General features: G+C 60.7%; 20 protein-coding genes and 2 pseudogenes. 3 read left to right on the forward strand and 19 right to left on the reverse strand.

Annotated features, from left to right (window positions below):
* Window positions 1-9: 9 nt before the first annotated feature.
* The 11 genes and pseudogenes from PMA3_RS15280 to PMA3_RS15330 all read right to left on the reverse strand — a co-directional run bounded on the left by PMA3_RS15280 (window position 10) and on the right by PMA3_RS15330 (window position 12,253).
* Window positions 10-2,394 (reverse strand): efflux RND transporter permease subunit, encoded by a 2,385-nt coding sequence (locus PMA3_RS15280; protein WP_064677946.1) that lies wholly within the window; start codon window positions 2,392-2,394, stop codon window positions 10-12.
* A gap of 28 nt (window positions 2,395-2,422) precedes the next feature.
* Window positions 2,423-3,496 (reverse strand): WD40/YVTN/BNR-like repeat-containing protein, encoded by a 1,074-nt coding sequence (locus tag PMA3_RS15285; RefSeq protein WP_064677947.1) that lies wholly within the window; start codon window positions 3,494-3,496, stop codon window positions 2,423-2,425.
* Between the two features lie 803 nt (window positions 3,497-4,299).
* Window positions 4,300-4,608, reverse strand: a pseudogene (locus PMA3_RS33140) (IS110 family transposase); the annotation flags it as partial.
* A 131-nt stretch (window positions 4,609-4,739) separates the two neighbouring features.
* Window positions 4,740-5,018 (reverse strand): annotated as a pseudogene (locus tag PMA3_RS33635) (IS3 family transposase); the annotation flags it as partial.
* Between the two features lie 26 nt (window positions 5,019-5,044).
* On the reverse strand, window positions 5,045-5,536 hold the full coding sequence (locus tag PMA3_RS15295; RefSeq protein ID WP_082930339.1) for a hypothetical protein: 492 nt from the start codon (window positions 5,534-5,536) through the stop codon (window positions 5,045-5,047).
* Between the two features lie 199 nt (window positions 5,537-5,735).
* Entirely contained in the window at window positions 5,736-8,393 is a 2,658-nt protein-coding gene (gene pepN / locus PMA3_RS15305; protein WP_064677950.1) for an aminopeptidase N, read from the reverse strand.
* A 10-nt stretch (window positions 8,394-8,403) separates the two neighbouring features.
* Entirely contained in the window at window positions 8,404-9,234 is an 831-nt protein-coding gene (locus PMA3_RS15310) for a DUF2797 domain-containing protein (RefSeq protein WP_064677951.1), read from the reverse strand.
* Window positions 9,231-9,491 carry a YeaC family protein gene (locus tag PMA3_RS15315; protein WP_064677952.1) on the reverse strand — a complete coding sequence of 87 codons (261 nt, stop codon included), beginning with the start codon at window positions 9,489-9,491 and terminating at the stop codon, window positions 9,231-9,233. The genes PMA3_RS15310 and PMA3_RS15315 overlap by 4 nt, the downstream gene beginning before the upstream one ends.
* A gap of 34 nt (window positions 9,492-9,525) precedes the next feature.
* The gene (locus PMA3_RS15320; RefSeq protein WP_064677953.1) at window positions 9,526-10,395 is read right to left on the reverse strand and encodes a rhomboid family intramembrane serine protease; all 870 of its coding nucleotides are present in this window, start codon (window positions 10,393-10,395) and stop codon (window positions 9,526-9,528) included.
* Window positions 10,392-11,366 (reverse strand): metallophosphoesterase, encoded by a 975-nt coding sequence (locus PMA3_RS15325; RefSeq protein ID WP_420848695.1) that lies wholly within the window; start codon window positions 11,364-11,366, stop codon window positions 10,392-10,394. The genes PMA3_RS15320 and PMA3_RS15325 overlap by 4 nt, the downstream gene beginning before the upstream one ends.
* Entirely contained in the window at window positions 11,363-12,253 is an 891-nt protein-coding gene (locus tag PMA3_RS15330) for an NAD(+) kinase (protein ID WP_064677955.1), read from the reverse strand. The genes PMA3_RS15325 and PMA3_RS15330 overlap by 4 nt, the downstream gene beginning before the upstream one ends.
* 108 nt (window positions 12,254-12,361) lie before the next feature.
* On the opposite strand from PMA3_RS15330, the gene PMA3_RS15335 reads away from it, so the two are divergent.
* Window positions 12,362-13,312 carry a DUF1853 family protein gene (locus tag PMA3_RS15335; protein ID WP_064677956.1) on the forward strand — a complete coding sequence of 317 codons (951 nt, stop codon included), beginning with the start codon at window positions 12,362-12,364 and terminating at the stop codon, window positions 13,310-13,312.
* A 199-nt stretch (window positions 13,313-13,511) separates the two neighbouring features.
* Here PMA3_RS15335 and PMA3_RS15340 read toward each other — a convergent pair whose 3' ends face one another.
* The 3 genes from PMA3_RS15340 to PMA3_RS15350 form a co-directional block, all read right to left on the reverse strand.
* Window positions 13,512-14,795, reverse strand: a complete 1,284-nt coding sequence (locus PMA3_RS15340) for an arsenic transporter (RefSeq protein ID WP_064677957.1) — start codon at window positions 14,793-14,795, stop codon at window positions 13,512-13,514.
* A gap of 41 nt (window positions 14,796-14,836) precedes the next feature.
* The gene (locus PMA3_RS15345; RefSeq protein ID WP_064677958.1) at window positions 14,837-15,184 is read right to left on the reverse strand and encodes a metalloregulator ArsR/SmtB family transcription factor; all 348 of its coding nucleotides are present in this window, start codon (window positions 15,182-15,184) and stop codon (window positions 14,837-14,839) included.
* A 126-nt stretch (window positions 15,185-15,310) separates the two neighbouring features.
* Window positions 15,311-15,871: an NADPH-dependent FMN reductase gene (locus PMA3_RS15350; protein ID WP_064677959.1), complete on the reverse strand. Its 561-nt coding sequence runs from the start codon at window positions 15,869-15,871 to the stop codon at window positions 15,311-15,313.
* 174 nt (window positions 15,872-16,045) lie between these two features.
* On the opposite strand from PMA3_RS15350, the gene PMA3_RS15355 reads away from it, so the two are divergent.
* Both PMA3_RS15355 and PMA3_RS15360 read left to right on the forward strand, forming a co-directional pair.
* Window positions 16,046-16,306, forward strand: coding sequence for a hypothetical protein (locus tag PMA3_RS15355; RefSeq protein WP_064677960.1), 261 nt, complete (start codon window positions 16,046-16,048; stop codon window positions 16,304-16,306).
* Window positions 16,307-16,394: 88 nt separating this feature from the next.
* Window positions 16,395-17,288, forward strand: coding sequence for a LysR family transcriptional regulator (locus PMA3_RS15360; RefSeq protein WP_064677961.1), 894 nt, complete (start codon window positions 16,395-16,397; stop codon window positions 17,286-17,288).
* On the opposite strand, the gene PMA3_RS15365 is transcribed toward PMA3_RS15360, so the two are convergent.
* The 5 genes from PMA3_RS15365 to PMA3_RS15385 all read right to left on the reverse strand — a co-directional run bounded on the left by PMA3_RS15365 (window position 17,254) and on the right by PMA3_RS15385 (window position 22,545).
* Complete coding sequence (locus tag PMA3_RS15365) at window positions 17,254-17,868, reverse strand: GNAT family N-acetyltransferase (protein WP_064677962.1); 615 nt, start codon at window positions 17,866-17,868, stop codon at window positions 17,254-17,256. The genes PMA3_RS15360 and PMA3_RS15365 overlap by 35 nt on opposite strands.
* A gap of 14 nt (window positions 17,869-17,882) precedes the next feature.
* Window positions 17,883-20,138 (reverse strand): Orn/Lys/Arg family decarboxylase, encoded by a 2,256-nt coding sequence (locus PMA3_RS15370; RefSeq protein ID WP_064677963.1) that lies wholly within the window; start codon window positions 20,136-20,138, stop codon window positions 17,883-17,885.
* A 202-nt stretch (window positions 20,139-20,340) separates the two neighbouring features.
* Window positions 20,341-21,099 (reverse strand): DNA polymerase III subunit epsilon, encoded by a 759-nt coding sequence (gene dnaQ, locus PMA3_RS15375; RefSeq protein WP_064677964.1) that lies wholly within the window; start codon window positions 21,097-21,099, stop codon window positions 20,341-20,343.
* A 140-nt stretch (window positions 21,100-21,239) separates the two neighbouring features.
* Window positions 21,240-21,695 carry a ribonuclease HI gene (gene rnhA / locus PMA3_RS15380; RefSeq protein WP_064677965.1) on the reverse strand — a complete coding sequence of 152 codons (456 nt, stop codon included), beginning with the start codon at window positions 21,693-21,695 and terminating at the stop codon, window positions 21,240-21,242.
* A 91-nt stretch (window positions 21,696-21,786) separates the two neighbouring features.
* Window positions 21,787-22,545 carry a class I SAM-dependent methyltransferase gene (locus PMA3_RS15385; protein WP_064677966.1) on the reverse strand — a complete coding sequence of 253 codons (759 nt, stop codon included), beginning with the start codon at window positions 22,543-22,545 and terminating at the stop codon, window positions 21,787-21,789.
* Between the last annotated feature and the right edge of the window lie 45 nt (window positions 22,546-22,590).

Consider the following 22,590-nt stretch of genomic DNA (forward strand, 5'->3'; position numbering starts at 1 on the left):
GCATCTGAATCAGTGAGCGAACAGCGAATTGCCCTTCTGCCCCGCCAGTTTTTCCGGCTTGATCAGGAACCGCGCCAGCGCCGGCAGCAGCCACAATGCGCCGAACATGTTCCACAGCAGCATGAAGGTCAGCATCAGCCCCATGTCGGCCTGGAACTTGATGGCCGAGAAGATCCAGGTGCACACGCCGATGGCCAGGCACAGGCCGGTGAACAACACGGCTTTACCGGTGGATTTCAACGTCTGGTAATACGCTTCCTGCAACGGCAAGCCGGCACGCAGGAAACTTTCCAGGCGGCTGTAGATATAGATGCCGTAGTCCACGCCGATCCCAACCCCCAGCGCCACCACCGGCAGGGTCGCCACTTTCACGCCGATGCCCATGAACGCCATCAGCGCGTTGCCGAGTACCGAGGTCAGTACCAGCGGCAGCACGATGCACAGGGTCGCCGCCCAGGAACGGAAGGTGATCATGCACATGGTCGCGACGCAGATGTAGACGAGGATCAGGATGGTCAGCTCGGATTCCTTGATCACCTCGTTAGTGGCGGCCTCGATCCCGGCGTTGCCGGCGGCGAGGATGAACTCCAGGCCGTCCTTGTTGTTCTCCTTGGCGAAGTCCTGCACCGCATGCACCGCGCGGTCCAGGGTTTCGGCCTTGTGATCATTGAGGAATACAAGCACCGGCGCCAGGGAGCAGCTGTTGTTGTACAAGCCGTCAGCCCGGGCGATGGAGTTGTTCAGCACGTCCGGGTTGCGTGACAGGGTTTCCCATTTCAGGTTGCCCTCGTTCATGCCCTTGATCATCTGCTTGGATACCGTCACCAGCGAGATCGCCGACTGCACGCCCTCGGTGTTCTGCATCTTCCACATCAGCTCGTCGATCGGCGCCATGGCTTCGTAGCGCGAGCAGCCTTCGGACTTGGTCTTGACCATCACCACTAACACGTCGGAGCTGGTGGAGTAGTTGCTGATGATGAAGTTGTTGTCCTGGTTGTAGCGCGAGTCCGGACGCAGTTCCGGCGCCCCCTGGTCGAGGTCACCGATTTTCAGGTTCTGGCTGTACCAGAGGCCGCCACCGAAGGCGATCAGTGCCAGGGCAATGGACACCGGGGCGACTTTCGGGCTGGCGAAGTTCGACAGCAGGCGCCAGAACGGGTGTTCGCGATGCGCGTCTTTCTTGCTGCGTTCGACCGCACGCTTGCTGATGCCAACGTAGGAAATCGCCACCGGCAGCAGGATCAGGTTGGTGAACACGATCACCGCGACACCAATGGATGCGCCGATCGCCAGTTCACGGATCACACCGATATCGATGATCAGCAGCGTGATGAATCCCACCGCATCCGCGAGGATCGCGATCATCCCCGGTAGAAACAGTTGACGGAAGGTGCGGCGCGCGGCCGTCAGGGCGTTGTCCGCTTCGCTGGACTGCAAGGCGATACCGTTGATTTTCTGTACGCCGTGGGAGATACCGATGGCGAAGATCAGGAATGGCACCAGCATCGAGTACGGGTCCAGCCCGAAGCCGAAAAAGTGCATCAGGCCAAGCTGCCACACCACGGCCACCAGCGTCGTGCTCAACACCGCCACGGTGCTGCGCATGCAGTTGGTGAACCAGTAGAGCAGGATCAGGGTGATGACGAAGGCCACGCCGAAGAACATCACCACCATGACCAGGCCATCGATCAGGTCGCCGACTTTCTTGGCGAAACCGACGATGTGGATCTGCACGTTAGGGTTCTGGGCTTCGAATTTGTCGCGGATCTTTTCTTCCAGCTCGTGGGAGAACTTGCGGTAATCCAGGGCCAGCAGCGTTCCCTGGTCCTGCGGGTCCGGGTAGGACTCCAGCAGCGGGATGTCGACGATGCTCGACTTGAAGTCGTTGGCCACCAGGCGCCCGACCTGCCCGGACTTGAGCACGTTGTTGCGCAGCAGGTCGAGGCTCTGCTGGGAACCGTTATAGCTCTGGGGAATGACTTCACCACCGGCGAAGCCCTCCTCCGTCACTTCGGTCCAGCGCACGCTCGGACTCCACAGCGACTTGAGGCCGGAACGGTCGACGCCGGAAATGTAGAACACCTCGTCGTTGATCTGGCGCAGGGTCTCCATGTACTCCTTGGAGAAGATGTCGCCATCGGTGGCTTCGACCGAAATCCGCACGGTATTGCCCAGGTTCGCCAGATCGTTGCGGTGCTCCATCATCTTTTGAATGAACGGATGATCGAGCGGAATCATTTTTTCGAAACTGGTGGACGGCCGGATCAGCGTCGCCTGCCAGAACAGGAACACACTGACCAGCAGGCAGATGAAGATCACTGCCGGGCGGTTATTGAAAATCAGGCGCTCGAGGAACGTCGCCTTGTCTTGATGATGACTGCTCAAGGATGTCATAGACCCGCCTTCTTATTATGTGCCCGGCTCATTTGGACGACCCGTTTTTGCCATTTTCGGCGCCGGCGCCGGTTGGCGAGGTGACGCGTACGCCGCCCTGACCTGCCAGAACCAGATTGCCGTTGCCCGCCGCGGTGACGGCCGAAACGGAAATGCGATCCGGGCGATTGAACACGCTGAAGGTTTCGCCATTGTCGTTGCTGCGGATCACCGAACCGCCATTGCCAACGATCACGATGGAACCGTCATCGAGCAGCGTGGCGCCGGACAAACCGAACTCCAGCGCGCCGCGAGCGGCCTGCAACTCGACCTGTTCCCAGGTGCTGCCGAAATCCGTGGAGCGATACAGATTGCCTCTCAGCCCGTAGGCCAGCAGGGTGTTGGCCTGAGCGGTGCCGATCACGCCGAACAACGAGCCTTCATAGGGGCCTTCGAGTTTCTCCCAGGTCTGGCCGCCATCGGCAGAGCGGAACATGCTGCCCTGCTCGCCAACGATGAACACCCCTGCATCCTTGACGGCTGCGATCGCGTTGAGGTGGAACTGGTCTTCGTTGTCCAGGCGGTCGCTGACGTCTTCCCAGTGCTTGCCACCGTCGGTGGTTGCCAACAGGGCACCATAGGCGCCCACGGCAAAGCCGCTGTCGACGTCCTGGAACCAGACATCGAGCAACGGCGATTCGCGTTTGAGGTCTTCGAACTGCTTGCTCCAGCTGACACCGCCGTCCTCGCTGGCGAGGATCTGCGCGTCATGGCCGACAGCCCAGCCGTGTTTGTCGTCGACGAAAAATACCGAGGTCAGCAGTTGCCGGGTCGGCACCTTGGCCTGGGTCCAGGTCGCCCCCTGGTCATCGGAATACAGGATGTGCCCGCGATCCCCGACCGCCACCAGGCGCTTGCCGGCGTGCACGACGTCAAGCATCAGGCTTTTGCTGGCCTTGGCGGATTCAACGGAATAAACCACATCGGACGCCGGTGCCGCAGCGGCCAGCGCAGGTGCCGACAGCACGGCACAGCCCAACAGCGAGAGCGCTGTAGCCAGCAACGCGAATTTGCGCAGTGCCGGCGGGCGGCAGATACCCACACCCATGACAGGCTCACTCATAGACCTTCCCCCATTATTATTGTTAGGTCGTTCAACCTTTCTGGGCGCCGCAAGGGGTGCATCGGGATTGCCTGTTCAGGAGCATAGTCTTGAAACCCGCAATCCAGAGCCCCTTCGGAAGCTGGCTTTATCCTATCGGGGTTTGGAAAGGTCTGACAATCGACGCCACGTTATGTTTTGTTAACCAGGGGGGGTTGGGGGGAGGATGAATGATGGGGTATCAGGTGGGGTGATTGGCGGATTGGTTGATGGTTGATGGCTGATGGCTGATGGCTGGTGTACATATCCGTTTCTGCGGTAACGGCCGCTGGCGGTTTCGCCCTTACGGCGAGTCACTTGGAAAAGCCCCAAGTAACCAAGGGCTCTTGCCCCTTTCGTTCGGTGCCTCGCTAGTGCTCGGCATGCCCTCGCTCCGGTCCTGCTCCGTGGGCCCGCCGCCATCGGCCATCCATGGCCGGGGGCGGCTAACCCGGCATCCATGCCGGGTTGCCCACTGCGCAGAACCTGCGCTCGGCCTCACGAGGGGGCGTGCACCGCCAAAGCCAAAGCGAGGCGGCCTACCGGCCGGCCTATCCTTTGAAGCGTACGCGTCCCCCTGTAGGAGCGAGCTTGCTCGCGATGGACCCAAGAGCGCCGCGTTTAACCAGTAAACACGCGTTATCGTTAACGATCATCGCGAGCAAGCTCGCTCCTACAGGGGTCCGGGTACACCCGCGCTCTTCAGCACTCGTCAGGCCGAGCGTTAGCTCGCCTGCAGCTCTTGATTTTGATCCACCCGCCCCTTCATGCCCTGAGCCTTTCCGTCAACCCGAAGCTTCCTCCATTGGTATCTCTATCAATGTTGATCCCCGGCGTATCAAAGCCTGCAGGTAAGCCTTTTCGTCATAGACGGTGCTGGTTTTCCAGCACCGATAAACGATTCTGATCCACTTGAAAGCGAGCCCTCTGAGAGTCGCTTGGTATGAGCAGCCTTTCGCCCGCTGCTGCCGATAATAGGCCTCGGCCCATGTGGATTGAGTGATGCTGTGAGCGGCCCATTCGACAAAGGTCTGGCGCAAGAAAGTTGAGCATTGGTAGCGCCAATACACGAGTTTCTTTTTTCCGCTACGCTGGGCAGCCAAGTGATATCCCAACACCACACCTGATTGGGAGCGTCAGCGCGATGCGTCGTCAGCACCCTGCGTTTCGGGGCTTTGGTTCGCCCGCGACGCACGTTTTGATTAGCGGCTTTTAGCACGCGGTAAAAGGTCGACTCCGAAGCCAGGTAGATACCTTCATCGGCCAGTTTTGGAACGATTTGGTGCGGGGTGAGGCTGGCGTAGCCAACCTGATTGGCGGCATCAAGTACGGCTTGGCGCTCTGCCTCACTAAGCTTGTTCGACGGTGCTGCTCGCTGAGCTAGCAGTCGCCCGTCGCTGTCGGCGTGTCGCCAACGTTGAACTGTGCGCAGGCTCAGCCCCAGCTCATTACAGGCTCGATATCGACGAGCCCCACTCAACACCGCTTCAGCAATCAACTTCATGGCCTGCGTACGATCAGAGGCGCTGATCAGTCTTCCTTGTCCTTGCCCCAGATCGCATTGGCTTTTTTTCTGAGCTCCAGCAAAGCCACCGCCTCCGCACGTCCAGCATCGGATTGGATCAACTGACGCTCCAGATCCTTGATCCGCCGCTGCTCGGGAGTTTTCTCTGCGCTGGGCTTTAGATCAACAAGGGTATTGGCGTTTTGGCAGGCCTCGCGCCATTGCTGGATTTGCTCCGGGTAGATGCCCTTGATCCGGCAGTATTGAGAAATTTCCACCTCGCTCAGCGGTGCGGTTTCCATCACGGCGTTGAATTTATCGGCGCTGGACCATTGATCACTGGTCTTGCCGTTTCCCGGCACGATCAAACCTTTATCTCTAGCCATTTGTCTCCAGTTTCGCAGTGACTGAGGCGTGAGATTGAGCGCAATGGCGAGTTCCGCCACTGAGCGATTGATAGGCGGCATCATTTGCAGGACGACCCAATCTTTGAAGTCGTCGTCATAGCGCTTGGACATTGCTAAACACCTTCGCCCTCTTGAATGAATGAGTCAATCAACAAGGGCGACAGGTAGCCTGACACGGAGGGCGTTTGAAAAAAGTGCCTCGCCGTAAGGGCGAAACCATAGGCGGCCGTTACCGCCCCAACGGATATGTACTCAATCAGCGAGAGCTTGGTCGGCCCAAAGGCCGCCAAGATCAAAAAAGAGTGCAGTATCAGGCCAAGCTCTTGCTGACCACTTCAAACACGTCGCTGGACAATTGACCCGAAGCACGAATCCGCTCCAGCTCACCTTTCATCAACGCCTGACGCGCATCATCGTATTTGCGCCAGCGAGTCAGCGGCGCCAATTGGCGAGAGGCGATCTGCGGGTTGAACCCGTCCAGCTCGATCACCAGATCCGTCAGGAACCGGTACCCGGAACCGTCCGCCGCATGGAAGTTGATCAGGTTCTGCCCGGCAAATGCACCGACCAGTGCCCGGACCTTGTTCGGGTTCTTGATGTTGAACGCAGGATGCTGCATCAACTGACGAACCCGCTCCAGACCGCCCGGCAAGGTGCTGCCTGCCTGAACGCTGAACCACTGATCCATGACCAGCGGATTGTCCTTGAAGTGCTCGGCAAAACTCGCCAGGGCCGTCGCCTTCTGCTCCTCGAACGGCGAATTGACCAGCACCGCCAGTGCCGTCAGGCGCTCGGTCATGTTGTCGCTGGTCTCGAACTGCTCGAGCGTCGCCGCCAACACTTCCGGCTTGCCACTCAACATCAGGTACGACAGCGCAATGTTCTGCAACGCGCGACGGGCAAAGTGCTCGGCCTCGGCCACATAGGGGGTCTGCTTCGAGAGATCGCGATTCGCCTGATAACGCAGCCACAGCGCCTCGAACAGCCCTTCTGCCAATTGTTGACGGGCAAATTCGCGGGCGATGTGGATGGCATCGACGTCGGCCACCTCGCTGATCTCGGTCAAATACGCTTCGCCCGGCAGAGAGAGCATTTCGGCGACCATCGCCTGATCCAGCGTCTCGTCCGACAGCACCGTACGCAAGGCGGAAATCAAACGCTGGTCGAGCACCAGCTTCTCGCCCTTCTGGTGATCGGCAATCAACTCCTGCAAGACCTGAACCGACAATTGCTGACCGGCGTCCCAGCGATTGAAGCCGTCGCTGTCATGCTGCATCAAAAACATCAGCTGGTCGCGGTCGTACGGGAAGCTCAGCTTCACCGGGGCCGAGAAGCCGCGCAGCAACGAAGGCAATGGTTTTTCAGCGATGTCGATGAAGGTGAAGGTCTGCTCGGCTTCGGTCACCGAAATAACCCGCGATGTACCTTGAGCAGTTGCTTCGCCAGAAAGGCGCAGGGCAATCTCCCCGCCCTTGCTGTCCAGCAGGCCCAGTTCGACCGGAATCACGAATGGCAGTTTCTCGACCTTGTCCGGGGTCGCCGGGCAGCTCTGGCGGAAGGTCAGGCTGTAGGTTTTCGCTGCTGCGTCGTAGGACTCGCTCACCGCCAATCGCGGCGTGCCGGCCTGGCTGTACCAGCGCTTGAACTGGGTCAGGTCGACACCGTTGGCGTCTTCCATGGCCTTGATGAAGTCATCGCAAGTCACGGCCTGGCCGTCATGGCGTTCGAAGTACAGGTCGCTGCCTTTGCGAAAGCCGTCGGCGCCGAGCAAGGTGTGGATCATGCCGACCACTTCCGAACCCTTTTCGTACACGGTCAGGGTGTAGAAGTTGGAAATCTCGATGAAGCTGTCCGGGCGCACGGCGTGGGCCATGGGACCGGCGTCTTCGGCGAACTGGTGGGTGCGCAGGTAGGCCACGTCCTGGATGCGCTTGACCGTGGCCGAGTTCATGTCGGCGGAGAAGCCGGAATCGCGGAATACGGTAAAGCCTTCCTTGAGCGACAGCTGGAACCAGTCGCGGCAGGTCACGCGGTTGCCCGACCAGTTGTGGAAGTATTCGTGGGCGACGATCGCCTCGACCCGCTGGTGCGCGGCGTCGGTGGCGGTTTCGGCCTTCGCCAGCACGGCGCTGGAGTTGAAGATGTTGAGGCCCTTGTTCTCCATGGCGCCCATGTTGAAGTCATTGACCGCGACGATCATGAAGATGTCCAGGTCGTACTCGCGACCATAGACCTCTTCGTCCCAGCGCATGGACTTTTTCAGGCTGTTCATGGCGTGCTGGCACTTGTCGATGTTTTCCGGCTCGACATAGATACGCAGCGCCACGGAGCGCTCGGTCATGGTGGTGAAGCTGTCTTCGACGCACCACAGGTCACCGGCCACCAGCGCGAACAGGTAGGCCGGCTTCTTGAACGGGTCCTCCCAGGTCGCCCAGTGCCGGCCGTCTTCGCCGGGACCGGAGGCAATCGGGTTGCCGTTGGACAGCAGCACCGGATAGCTGTGCTGTTCGGCAACGACCGTGGTGGTGAACGTGCTCATCACGTCCGGGCGGTCGAGGTAATAGGTGATCTTGCGGAAGCCTTCGGCCTCGCACTGGGTGCAGAACATCGTGCCGGACTTGTAAAGGCCTTCCAGCGCGGTGTTGGTTTCCGGGTGGATCCGGACGCTGGTGTCGACCGTGAAGGTGGTGCTGGTCGGCTGCAGGGTCAGGTGATTCTCGGTCAACTGATAGTCCGCAATGCCCAGCTCACGATCGGCCAGGGTCACCGACAACAGTTCGAGCTGCTGGCCGTCCAGCACCAGTGGCGGCAGGCCAGGGCCACGCTCGGGATTGCGGCGCATCACCAGTTGCGCATGGACCAGGCTGTGGTCCTCGAACAACTCGAAGGTCAGGTGCGTCTCGTCGATCAGGTATTCGGGGGCCTGATAGTCCTTCAGGTAAATCATCTTCGGTTGTTCGGTGCGCATGCTGGAGTCCTTAACTATGCACGGCGAGCTGATAGGCCGTGTACTTGCGAATATTGATCACGCCGGTGTCGAAAATCAGGTATTGGCCCTTGATCCCCAACAGCGTGCCTTCGGCAATCGGGTTCTTGTCCAGGTTGAAACTGACAATCTTCGCCGGGTATTGCTCGATCGGGTAGCGGATTTCGAGCGGTTCGACATCGGCAATGGTCTGGATCGCCTGCAGGCCGAATCGTTCCTGCAAACCTTGCAAACCCTCGGCACAGCTGTCAAATAACTGATCGCGAACCTGGGCCAGGTCCACCGACATCGCGTCGCCCTTGAGTAAAGCACGCCAATTGGTCTTGTCCGCCACCTGGCTGCGAAACAGGTCTTCGACGAAACCCGATTGCTGGCGGGTCGAGACGCGCATGATCGGCAGTGCCTGACGGGCGCCCTGGTCGATCCAGCGGGTCGGCAGCTGGGTGGCACGGGTAATGCCGACTTTCACCCCCGACGAGTTGGACAGGTACACGATGTGATCGGTCATGCAGAACTGCTCGCCCCACGCCGGCTCCCGGCAGGTGCCGGCGTCGTAGTGGCAACGCTCCGGGCTCATGATGCAGAGGTCGCACTGCGCCAGTTTGGTCATGCACGGGTAGCAATAACCCTGGCTGAAACTGGTTTTGGTCTTGCGTCCGCAATGGGAGCAGAAGATCGCCCCCAGGTATTCCAGGCGCACCGTGGTGCCGATCAAGGGATTGACCGGTACCTCGAGGTCGTCCAGACGAAACGCGTATTGCACGTTCGGCCCGTCCAGGCGCGCCGACATTTTGCTGATTGCACCGCGGCCGATCTCGATCAATGGACAGCATCCGACTTGAACAGGATATTGGGCACTTCAATCGACTTGGAGCCGCATTCCTGCACGCCCATGTAACCGGTGCGCTGGTCTTCGGGCAGGTTCTGGATTTCCCAGGCGATCATCGCCTGCAGCGACAGTTCCCGTTGTTCGGCGGTGAGTTTGTTGCCGTCGGACCATTTGCCGATTTCCACCGCCAGTTTCAGGCTCTGGTAGATTTCGGGGGTGATATTGCTGATCATTTCGTTAAAAGAGGACATCAAGGTCTCCGTGCTCTTCAAGACACAACTAAATTTAGGCAGCCAGTTTACGGCGGTTGTACAAACCACCCAACAGGCCGGTGAGGCATCCGATGAGTAACCCGCTGACGTGGGCCGCGTTGGCGATATCACCGAAGCCGATCATCGAGACCAGCCCGGACAGGCAGAGCAGCAACCACACCAGCATCATCACCAGCACGCCACGCGGCAGGCGATAGGCCGGGTTCGGCGACAGAACCTGGAAAATCCAGCAATGCCCCAGCAGGCCGTACAGCACCCCGGACAACCCGCCAAACAACGTCGGACCACTGAAAACGAACTGGGTATAGTTGGACACCAGGCTGAACAGCAAGGTCAGGCCGATGAGGTTGATGCTGCCCTGGCGCGATTCGATGCGCCGCCCCAGCTCCCAGTACCACATGCCGTTCATGGCCAGGTGCAGGATGCCGAAATGGATCAGCATCGGCGTCACCAGGCGCCACCACTGCCCCGCCGCCAGGCTGTCGGCCAACGGCACGAAATGGATGTAGTCGCCGACGATGCGGAAATCGAGAAAGGTCAGCCAGCGCATCGTGTCGAAGTTGGCGCCCAGCAGCGTCACTGCGCCGACCAGCAAGCTCAGCACCAGTACCAGTGCAGTCGCCTTGGCGTAGCGCAATTGCTCGACAAAACCGGGGCGGCTGGTGCTCGGCGCCACCGGGATGTCCAGTTGTTGATCGGGATCGCCCGCCGGAAAACGTTCGTATAGCGATCGCACGTCTTCACTGATGTTCGCCGGCACCCAAAGCACCTGCTCGCCCGCCTCTTCACTGACCCGATGCGGCACCTGCATGCGTTGCAGCAACTTGACGAAGCCACTCAGGTCCACCGCCAGGGGCAGGCGCAATACCGCAACGGCACTCATTGCAAGACCTCCGGGCGCTCGACATCGACCCAGACGAACTTACGCGGGTCGAGACGGGTTTCCTGATCCAGGCGATAGGCAACCAGCTTGCCGTAGAGCACTGCGCTGTAGTCCAGGCAGGCCAGGTTCGGCCGGATCGGTGCCGGTTTGCCGCTGCGCCAGTAATGACCGACGAACAGCAGGGGTTCATCGACGCCATAGCGCAACAAGGTGTTTTTCTCTGTGGACGACAAGGGCGTCTGCGCCACCGGCTCTGGCAATGCATCGGGCTGGAACACAATGTCTCCGTAGGTTTGCGGATCGTCTTCCCAGAACTTGGTGCGGAAGAACGACCGTGTCAGGCCATCGCCGCTGGTCATGGTCAGCCCATGGGGCAATCGCATGTCGGTGCCGCGCAGCAAGCGATCGAATACGGTGCAGGCAAAGCTGCCGGGCACCGCCGAGGCCTGGAGGAAATGCTCGTCGACGCAACCGTTGGGGAACAGCGCCCGCAGCGGTTCGATCAGGCCGGCATCCCAGCAGGCATGCACGACCCGGAAGCGCCCGGCATCGATGAACAAGGGCAGTTCATAGAACCATTGCAGGAAGTCGTGCCAGTCCGCCGGGTGGTGTTCGAACTGAGTCAGGGTTTCGTTGAGCAGACGGGCATGGCGCGGCGTGTGTTCACGGACGTATTGCTTGCCGCTGCCCGGGAGCGCCGGGGTGCTCCAGCCCAGGGCATTGAATTCATGGTTGCCCATGATGCACAGCGCCTGGCCGGCCTCGACCATGTCGTGGACGATGTGCAGCGCCTCGCGAATCCGCGGGCCGCGGTCGATGATGTCGCCGACGAACACCACCATGCGCGACGAATGCCGCCAGACGCCGCCTTGTTTTTGATAACCGAGTCGGTCGAGCAAGTGCTCCAGGGTCAGAGCGCAACCGTGCACGTCACCGATCAGGTCGTAGCTTCGCGCGGGATCGAGCATCAGTCGCCTCCACCACCCAACCGGCTGCCCCAGCCGAGTTTGGTCCGGCACACCTCATAGTAATTGTGGTCGAGCGGATGAATCAGCCGCAACTTCTGCGCTTTCTTGTTGATGGTAATGGTGTCGCCGGGCGCGCAGGTGAAATGGTTCTGCCCGTCGCAGGACACTTGCGGGTAAATCTGCATATCCTTGGACACGACGATTTTCAGCTCACTGTTGCCATCGACCACGATCGGCCTGCCTGACAAGGTATGGGGGTACATCGGCACAATCACAATGGCGTCGAGCTTGGGGTGCATGATCGGGCCGCCCGCCGACAGCGCGTAGGCCGTCGAGCCGGTGGGCGTGGCGACGATCAGGCCGTCGGCCTTCTGGCTGCAGACGAACTGGCCGTCGATGTACAGCTCGAATTCGATCATCCGCGTCGATTTGCCAGGGTGCAGCACCACATCGTTCAGCGCATCGCCCTGGCCAATGGCCTCGGCATGGCGCCGGACTTCGGCCTGCAGCAGGAACCGGTTTTCCACCAGATAGTGGCCGTCGAGCACTTCGGCGACTTTCACTTCCAGTTCATCGGGGCGGATATCGGTCAGGAAACCCAGGCTGCCGCGGTTGATGCCCAGCACCGGAATATTGTGTCGGGCCAACGCGCGAGCGGCGCCCAACAGGCTGCCGTCACCGCCGACCACAATCACCATGTCACAGACTTCGCCGAGCATCTTGCGCGACGAGGTTTGCAGGCCATGGCCGGGCAAGACTTCGGCGATGGTGTCTTCGAGGATCACGTGCAGGTGACGATCGAGCAGAAACCGTTTCAGTCGGCGGACGGTATCCAGCACCTGGGAACTGCCCAGGCGACCGATGATGCCGATATTACGAAATTGCTCCATGGAGTTCCTGCGAGGCCGGCGAAAAACACGATTATGGGCGAAAGCGCGGGATAGACAAAATCCTTTCAGCCACAACGGTGTACTCACGATTGAGGCTATGCTCGCAAGATGATCCTATTTCCTGATTTGCTGCAGTTACCCCATCAGTTGCGCCACCCCGAAGTGCGCGACCTGGCCTGGGTCATCCTCGCGCCGCCCATGCTCAGCGATACGCCGTGGCCGCAACGCCATCCGCTGGCCGGCAGTGACTGGGTGCAGGCGCCGCAGCGGCTGGAGCAGTGGCTGCGGCAGCTCGATCGCGACAGTTATGACTTGCTGCACTGGCTGGCCCAGGCCAGGACCCGGCGCCTGGGCTTGTATTACGAACGTCTGTGGCAGTACGCGGTGCGCCACGCACCGGGAATCGAACTGATTGCCGCCAACATGCCGATCCGCCGCGAAGGTCACACCCTGGGCGAACTGGACATGTTGCTGCGCGATCGCGATGGCGTGCACCACCTGGAACTGGCGATCAAACTCTACCTCGGCCCGCAGAACGGCGACGGACACGACACGGCGCAGTGGCTCGGCCCCGGCTGCCACGATCGGCTGGACCGCAAACTCGCCCACCTCAGCCAGCACCAATTGCCGATTTCCGCTCGCCCGGAGAGCCGTGAGGTGCTGGCGGCGCTGGATATCCAGCAGTTCAGTGCGCATTTGTGGCTCGGCGGCTATTTGCTGTATCCGTGGCCGGGGCAGTCCGCGCCACCTGAAGGCGCACATCCGCAGCACCTGCGGGGCAGCTGGTTGCATCAAAAGGACTGGACGGGCTTTGTCGTGCAGCGTCCCTTCGGCCGCTGGCAACCCCTGCCCCGCCATGCCTGGCTGGCGCCGGCGCATTATCCGGTGGAGCAGACCTGGAGCGCTGAACAGCTGGCGACGTGGTTGAGCGACCTGGAACCACTGGCCCCGGCGCAGTTGCTGGTGCGACTGGTCGAGAATGGCGATGGGGATTGGGAGGAAGTGGAGCGATTGTTCCTGGTGGCGGATCTTTGGCCGAATGTGCCGGGCAATGGCTGAGATTTGTAGCGCCTGGGCCGGCCTCTTCGCGGGCAAGCCCGCTCCCACAGGGGACTTGTGAGCGCCGCAAGATTGGTGGCGCCTGGGCTGGCCTGTTCGCGGGCAAGCCTCGCTCCTACAGGGCTTGTGTCGTTCGCACATTCTGTGATCTACCCAATACTGTAGGAGCGAGGCTTGCCCGCGAACAGGCCGACGCGCTCTAGATGGACAACCGCAATGCCAATGCCGCCAACGTCGCCAACAACACCGGCACCGTCAACACAATCCCGACCTTGAAGTAATACCCCCAACCAATCCGGATGTTCTTGCGCTGCAGCACATGCAGCCACAACAACGTTGCCAGACTGCCGATCGGCGTGATCTTCGGCCCCAGATCACTGCCGATGACGTTGGCGTAGATCATCGCCTCCTTCACCACCCCCGTAGCCTGGCTGGCATCGATCGACAGCAACCCGATCAGCACCGTCGGCAAATTATTCATCATCGACGACAGCAGTGCCGTCAAGACACCAGTACCCATGGCCGCGCCCCAGATGCCGTAACCGGCAAAGCCGTCCAGCCAGCCGGCCAGATAGCCGGTGAGCCCGGCGTTGCGCAGGCCGTAGACCACCAGGTACATGCCCAGTGAGAAGATAACGATCTGCCACGGTGCTTCTTTCATCACCTTGCGCGTGGAAATTTTGTGGCCACGGGCAGCGATGGCCAGTAGCAGCGCCGCACACACCGCCGAGATGGCACTGATCGGAATGCCCAGCGGTTCCAGGGCGAAGCAGCCGAGCAACAGAATCACCAACACGACCCAGCCGGCAACAAACGTCGCCTTGTCATGGATCGCGGACTCGGGAGACTCGAGCTGCCCGGGGTCGTAAGCCTTGGGGATGTCGCGCCGGAAGAACCACATCAGCATCGCCAGGGTCGCCGTGACGCTCACCAGGTTGACCGGGATCATGACCGCCGCATATCGATTGAAGGTAATGTCGAAGAAGTCTGCGGAAACAATGTTCACCAGGTTCGACACCACCAGCGGCAGACTCGCGGTGTCGGCGATGAAACCGGCTCCCATGACGAACGCCAGGGTGGCCGCCGGAGAAAACCGCAGGGCCAGCAGCATGGAAATCACGATCGGTGTCAGAATCAACGCCGCGCCATCATTGGCGAACAACGCCGAGACCAGCGCTCCGAGCAGCACCATGTAAGCAAAGAGTTTGCGTCCACTGCCCCGCCCCCAGCGCGCCACATGCAGCGCCGCCCAGGCGAAGAACCCCGCCTCGTCCAGCAGCAGACTGATAATGATCAGTGCGACAAAGGTGCCGGTGGCATTCCAGATGATCTGCCACACAATCGGGATGTCGCCCAGGTGCACCACGCCGAAAATCAACGCCAGCACGGCGCCGAATACCGCACTCCAGCCGACGCCGAGGCCTTTGGGTTGCCAGATCACCAGGGTGATGGTCAGGAGGAAAATCAACGACGCAATGAGCATGCACAACAGCCTTCAAAAGGGGGCGAAACGAAAATCAGGGTTCAACAGCAGCGTTCAGGTCGGTCGCTCATGGCCTGCAGTCGCGCGACATCCGCCGCCAGCCAGTCTTGATGATCGGCCAGCGCGCCCTGCAATAGCGTGATCACCCAGGGCGACAAGTCCGGGTGCAGGCGATAAAACACCCATTGTCCCTGGCGCCGGTCCGTCAACAGGCCATTGCTGCGCAAGAGCGCCAGATGGCGGGAGATCTTCGGCTGGCTGAGGTCCAGCCCGGCGGTCAATTCGCACACGCACAACTCGCCTTCGCGAGCGATCAGCAAGGCGATTCGACTGCGGGTGTCATCGGCCAGGGCCTTGAAAATATCGACTGGACTGCGGGAGTCGGACATGGGGAATACGCTTCTGGGGCAACAAAGCGTGAATATATGGAATTTCGAATATTCAGTAAAGCACTGGTTCCCCGGGGCAACCCATTCCTGGTGTAGGAGCGAGCAGGCTCGCTCCTACAGGGTTCTTCACTCTTTCTTGTGCTGCTCGACCCATTTTCCGTAGGCATTGATGAATTTCTGCAGGAACGGCTTGACCGTCTCGGACAACTTGCCCGCCTCGTCGAACGCCGAACCGGCGCCGCTCAAGTAGGCTTCCGGCTGCTGCATGCAGGGTACATCGAGGAACACCATGGACTGGCGCAGGTGATGGTTTGCGCCGAATCCACCCACCGCACCCGGTGAAACGCTGATCACCGCGCCCGGCTTGCCGCCCCAGGCGCTCTGGCCATAGGGGCGCGAACCGACATCAATTGCGTTCTTCAACGGCGCCGGCACCGAACGGTTGTATTCGGGGGTCACGAACAGCAACGCGTCGGATGAGCTCACTAGTTGTCGGAAAGTGCTGTAGGCTGCCGGCGGTGAAGCGCCATCGATGTCTTCGTTGTAGAGCGGCAGGTCGCCGATTTCGATGATGTTCAGCTTGAGATTCGCCGGTGCCAGATCGGCCAGGGCCAAAGCGACCTTGCGATTGATCGATTCCTTTCTCAAGCTGCCGACCAGTACGGCGATCGTATAGACATTGCTCATGGAAGATTCTCGACTGTCCGATAGAAAGAGCTAGTAGTTATAGATGACGATTCAAGCAGCGGGCGACTAAAAAACCGCCCCTGACTATTTTTTTCCAGCAGGAAAACTTACTTCGCCCAACCACGGTCTACCAACCCGCAAATTGAGTGATTTATCTCCAGAGGTTCTAAGCAGATGGCAGCAGTACTCGTCGGTCAGTTCCATGCAAGAGACGCGGAAAAGCGCGTTTATCTAGTGCATGAGTTCCAGGACTCCACCCCGTCGGCAGACGGTCTTACCGGCTCGGTGCCTGTCACCACTTACAAGCTGGCCATTGGCGATCGGGTGAAAAAACTCGATGACAACCAGTTTCTGCTGATTCAATCGGACGTGACTATCACCCGAGAACCTGACACCTATGTCGGCCAGCTGCCGGAACCCATCGCCGCCTCATAACCTGCCGTTATGAGCAGAAGTCATATGCGCGTACTTGGGTTAGGATTCAGTCACTGACTCCCTCACCTGCCGAACATGGACTTCACGCATGCGTTTACGTCATATCGAAGTGATCCAGGCGCTGTTGCAGACCGGTCACCTGGGCACCGCCGCCGAATGGCTGCAGTTGCCGGTGGCCGAGGTGGAACGCATTCTTCGCGATGCCGAGGATCAGTTGGGCTTCATGCTGTTTTCCAGCGTGCGTGGACGCCTGCAGGCCACGCGCGAGGCACGGGCGTTGCAGGTGGAAATCGCCCATGTCTATGACGCGCTCGAGCCGGTCCAGCGCCTGGCCAGCAGCCTCAAGCAATATCAAGCCCCGCCCCTGCGCATCATCTGCACCCCGCCCTTGGCGCAGCAACTGTTGCCACAAAGCATCGCGACGTTGCGCCGGCGCCTGCCCGACGCGCCTTGCAGCCTGCTGAGCCAACCCACCCGCGAGATCGTCCGAAGCCTGTTGCTGCGCGAAAGCGATTTGGGCCTGAGCCTGCACGATCCCGATCACGCCGACATCCATTGCCAGGTGATCGCCCAGGGTAAGCTCCAGCTGCTCGCCCCCCATGGCTGGCTGCAACCCAAACAGAAGTACATCTCGCTGCAAGACCTGGCGGGTCAATCGATGGTGGGGCTGGAAGGCCATGATCCGTTGAGCCCGGCGCTAGACCACAAACTGCACGCGTTACGCCCGGCCCCGGTGGTCCATACCCGGGTGCAGACTCACCAGATGATGCGCAGCATGGTCGAGGCCGGCGAAGGCCTGGCGATCGTCGACCCGTTTACGGCGCTCGGGGCCAGATCGACCGGGCTCGACGCTTGTCCGCTGGCGCCCGCGGTGCCGATCAGCCTCTATGCCCTGACCCTGAAAAACGGCGAACCCTCGCTGGCCGTTCAGGCATTACTGGACATCGTTACGGAACAAGCCGCGGCGATGCTAGTGAGCTGAACGGGTTTTCCAGCGGATTATCGAACAATCGATACCAGAACAGCGCGACTTCGGCGGTGTTCGGGTCGATACCGCGATAGCGCAGATGATCGATCCCGCCCACCACGAAACCGCAGCGCTCATAGAGCCGACAGGCGCCCAGGTTATTGTTCTGGGTTTCGAGCATGATGCCCGGCAGTTTTTTCTTGCGACTCCAGAACTGCGCCACATCCAGCAGCGCCTTGGCCACGCCATGACGACGGGCAGGCGCGTGCACCGCCAACTCATCGATATGGGCAAAGCCGTTCCAGTTGGTGCTCACCACCAGATGCCCCACCGGCTCGTCATCGAGATAAGCCATGAAAATCTCGCTGTCGGTCGCCTCGCGGAAACTGCTGAACTCCTCGGGATCGATGCCGTAGCACTTGCGGTAAGGCGTGATGGGCGTCACCGGCCAGCGCTCAACCGGCTTGCCGATTTCGGCGGCGCCATAGGCCGCGACTTCAAAACTGAAATCACTGCCCCAGATATAAGCGGCGAAACCATCGTCGGCAACGCGCACCGACAGCCCTGGGTATTGCGGATTCATGACCGGTTGCATACTGGGAAAGGTCCTCATTCCTTGATGCAATCGACGGTGTAATGCCGTCCATTGCCCTCGTCTTCGTGTTGCAAGCCATGCACATCAACGACAAATCCCGGAAAACTGCTGTCAAACGTACGGGCAAATGCCAGGTAATCGATGATCGAGCGCGTCGATCCGGTAAAACGTTCGCCGGGCATGATCAACGGTATCCCCGGCGGGTACGGCACCAGCATCACAGCGGCGATCCGCCCGTCCAGGTCATCGATCGACACCGCTTCCACGTCGCCTCGCACCAACTGATCATAGGCGTCGGATGGCTTTATGGCGACTTCCGGCAGCACGGTGTACATGCGCTTGAGATGTTTGGCCGTGGCGTTGCTACGGTAGCAGGCGTGCAACTGATCGCACAGATCGCGCAGGCCCATGCCTTGATAGCGCGCGACATTCGTTTGCGCCACGCACGGCAGGCAGCTGGCGAGGCTGACATTGGCATCGTAGCTGCGCTTGAATTCCAGCAACTCGGTCAGCAGCGTGCTCCATTTGCCCTTGGTGATGCCCATGGAGAACAGCACCAGGAATGAATACAGCCCGGTCTTCTCGACGACCAGCCCACGCTCCCAGAGGAACTTGCTGACCACCGCCGCCGGAATCCCGCGCTCGCTGAGTGCGCCGCCTGCAGTCAGGCCCGGCATCACCAGGGTGACCTTGATCGGATCGAGCAGAACGTAGTCGTCGGTCACGCCGCCAAAACCGTGCCAGTCGGCGTCGGGTTGCAGCAACCAGTCTTCGGTGACGACACGGTCGATGCCTTCCACCGACGGTGGCTGCCAGATGGAAAACCACCAGTCATCCGCGGCAATGTGCTGCCGCAGATTGGCCAGGGCCCGCCGAAAACTCAGGGCCTCGTCGAACATTTCCTGCAACAGCGAACGTCCGGCCGGGCCCTCCATCATGGCCGAGGCAACATCCAGTGACGCGATGATGCTGTACTGCGGCGAGGTGGAGATGTGCATCATGAACGCTTCGTTGAAGCGATCCCGGTCCAGCTGCCGTGCGCCGCCGTCCTGGACGTGAATCATCGAGGCCTGGCTGAACGCGGCCAACAGCTTGTGGGTGGAATGGGTGGTGAACACCAGCGGGCTGTCTTCACTGCGGGAAGTGCCCATGCCGTAACGCCCGGCGAAAAATTCATGGAACGCCGCATAGGCGTACCAGGCCTCGTCGAAGTGCAAGACCTCGACGCTGTTGCCCAGGTTCTGCTTGATCAGCTCGGCGTTGTAACAGAGGCCGTCATAGGTGGAGTTGGTAATCACCGCGAGTTTGACTTTGGGCGCCCGGCCTTTGGTCAGCGGGCTGGCGTCGATCTTGGCCTGGATCGATTCGCGACTGAATTCGCTCAACGGAATCGGGCCGATGATCCCCAGTTCGTTACGCTCCGGGCACAGGTACAGCGGAATGGCCCCGGTCATGATGATCGAATGCAGCACCGATTTGTGACAGTTGCGATCCACCAGCACCAGGTCATCCCGGGCGACCATCGAATGCCAGACGATCTTGTTGGCGGTCGAGGTGCCGTTGATGACGAAGAAGGTATGGTCGGCGCCGAAGTTGCGGGCGGCACGGGCCTCCGCTTCTGCCAGGGGGCCGGTGTGATCCAGCAGCGAACCCAGTTCCGGCACCGATACCGATAAATCCGAACGCAGGGTGTTTTCCCCGAAAAACTGGTGAAACGCCTGCCCGACCGGACTCTTGTGGTACGCCACGCCACCGCCATGTCCGGGGGTGTGCCAGGAATAATTGGAGTCGGCGGTGTGTTGCACCAGGGCTTTGAAGAAGGGTGGCAGCAGACCGTCGAGGTATTTGCGCGCGGCGCGGGCCACTTGGCGGGCGAGGAATGGCACGGTGTCTTCGAACAGGTACAGAATGCCGCGCAGTTGATTGAGTTCAGCCATGGCGTCGGCCGGGGCGTTTTCCAGGGTAACCTGTTCGCCCAGGGCGAAAATCGGCAGGTCCGGCGCACGCACCCGCGCCAGGCCGATCAGCTCGGCCATGTTGTGCAGCAGGTGCGAGCCAGTGCTGGCGTCCTCGGCGGCGATCAACATGCACGAGAGACCGTGATGGGTCGAGGCGACGAGGCGCCCCTCGGTGTAATTGGCCGCCGAAACGATGCTGAAGCCTTCCTGCTCCAGCTCCCGGGCGATGCCCCGCACACGATCACCGGCGACGGTGTCGGCCTTGATGTCGCGATGAACGATCAGGACCGGGAATTTCAAATCTTTATACATGAGGCTCAGTGTCCTGAGGCGGCGGGCCGTGGCCTGCCAATCACCTCAGGGTAGAGGGTTCGAGCGCTGGTGGCGAGGGGGATGCCCTGAAATGGGTCATCGGGCTCCGCAGGCTATCAAGTTCAACAGATTGCAGCCTCGTTTCACCGTAGAAGCTGTCGAGTGAAACGAAGCTGCGATCTTTTCGGGCCCTGCGCCCCGCCTACGCCTGCGCCTTGGCCTCCGCCAGTTGCTGCCACAACGACGGCGCCCCGGCGGACTTGGCGATGGCTTCGAGACGCGCAATGTGCTGGGCCAGGTCGTCTTCACTGGCGGGAATGATGCGCGTCGGTTGACGGTCGGCCGGCAAGCGGCGGATTTCAGTGGCCGAGTTGTCCGCGCCTTCGCCGGAACCGTTGCCATCGGACGCGTTACCGGCCAAGGACAGGCTGGTCTGGCCGCCGGTCATGGTCAGGTAGACGTCGGCAAGGATCTCGGAGTCGAGCAATGCGCCGTGCAGTTCACGGCCGGAGTTATCGACGCCATAGCGTTTGCACAAGGCATCGAGACTGTTGCGCTGCCCGGGGTGACGCTCCCGGGCCATCATCAAGGTATCGAGGATCGAGCAGTGTTGCGTGATGTCCGCGCGATCGTGCTGCCCCATCAGGGCGAATTCGTTGTTGATGAAGCCAACGTCGAACGCCGCGTTATGGATGATCAGCTGCGCGCCCTTGATGAACTCGAAGAACTCGTCGGCGACTTCGGTGAAACGCGGCTTGCCCACCAGGAATTCGTTGGTGATGCCGTGGACGCCGATGGCGCCTTCATCACTTTCGCGATCCGGTTGCAGGTAAACGTGGAAATGCCGGCCGGTCAGGCGCCGACCGATCAACTCGACACAACCGATTTCGATAATCCGGTGGCCGTCGGTCACCGGCATGCCGGTGGTTTCGGTATCGAGTACAACGGATCTGGTGGCCATCAGTGCTCAGCTCTCAACGGGTCGTTCTTGCAAAAGCGGCGATGTTAGCACGCTCGGCGGGGTCTTTCAGGTACACCGTATTGCCCCCATTCGACTTGCTCGCGAATGGCCGCGACGCGGTGTACCGCGTGGAATCGGAATCAGGCCTGCTTGTACCCGCGCACTTCATCCACCCCTCGGTTGGCCAGCTGGTCGGCCCGTTCGTTGCCATGGTGGCCAATGTGGCCGCGCACCCATTTCCAGGTGACGTTGTGCCGGTTGACCTGCTCATCCAGCAGCTTCCACAGATCGGCATTCTTTACCGGTTCCTTCGCCGCCGTCTTCCAGCCGCGCTTCTTCCAGTTGTCCATCCACTCGTTGATGCCTTTCATCACGTACTGGGAGTCGGTGACCAGCAGCACGTCGCAGGAACGCTTGAGTTCCTCCAGGCCGCGGATCGCGCCCATCAGCTCCATGCGATTGTTGGTGGTGTTGGCTTCGCCGCCCCAGAGTTCTTTTTCTACGCCCTTGCACACCAGCAATGCGCCCCAGCCGCCAGGGCCAGGATTGCCTTTGCAGGCGCCGTCGGTGAAGAGTTCTACGCTATCGCTGCTCATGCCAATCTATCCAGAAAATGCGGTGGCTCGCCGATCCAGGACCGACGATGCCCGAGGCCGGGGTACACCCGGCCGGGAATATGAATGTGTATTACGGTTCGAGGCGCCGACGGTTGACCTTGGCCATCGGCAACGGAATCAGCTTGCCCATCGGTTCCCGTCGCTCCTGACGCAGCGGCCGCAGGCCCACCACGATCTTGCGCGCGACCAGTAGATAAAAGCCGCCACCCGATAGTTGCCAGTCACCGGCCCTGCGCTCCCAGCCGGCCAGGCGGGTCTGCCAGGCGGGGGACGCCAGCGGCGGACGATAGCACCCGAAGCGGCGTTTCTCCAGCGCAAAGCCCAGCAGATTCAGCCAGTCGCCGACCCTGGATGGGGAAATGCAGCGCGCCTTGCGCAAGCCATCGTGAGCGAATATATGGCGCAAGCCCCAGGTGCTCCAGGGGTTGATCCCGATGATCAACAGATGACCGCCGGGGCGCACGCTACTGGCGGCTTCGCGCAGCAAACCGTGAGGCGACAGGCAGAAATCCAGCCCGTGTTGCAGCACCACCACATCGGCGGCGTGCTCGCTCAATGGCCAGGCCTGCTCTTCGCAGACGATCTCGACACCCGGCAATGGCGCGCCGAGTCGCACATTGCGTTGCACTTGCGGCGCCGACGGCGGTGTCTGGGCCGACGGTCCGTAATGCACCAGGTAGCCGCCGAAGAAGCGCCCCAGCTCGTCTTCGAGCATGTGGCGCTCTTCGTCCAGCAGAAATTGCCCGATGGGGCCGGACAGCCATTCACGGGCCGCGCTGATCAACGTCAGCCACTCAGGATCGGCCTGAGCGAACGCTTTATCGGTCATTGCATTTCTCCAACGCGCCAGGAAGTTCTAAGATGCGCCATTGTT

This window comes from Pseudomonas silesiensis, from assembly GCF_001661075.1.
In the GTDB taxonomy this organism is placed as follows: domain Bacteria; phylum Pseudomonadota; class Gammaproteobacteria; order Pseudomonadales; family Pseudomonadaceae; genus Aquipseudomonas; species Aquipseudomonas silesiensis.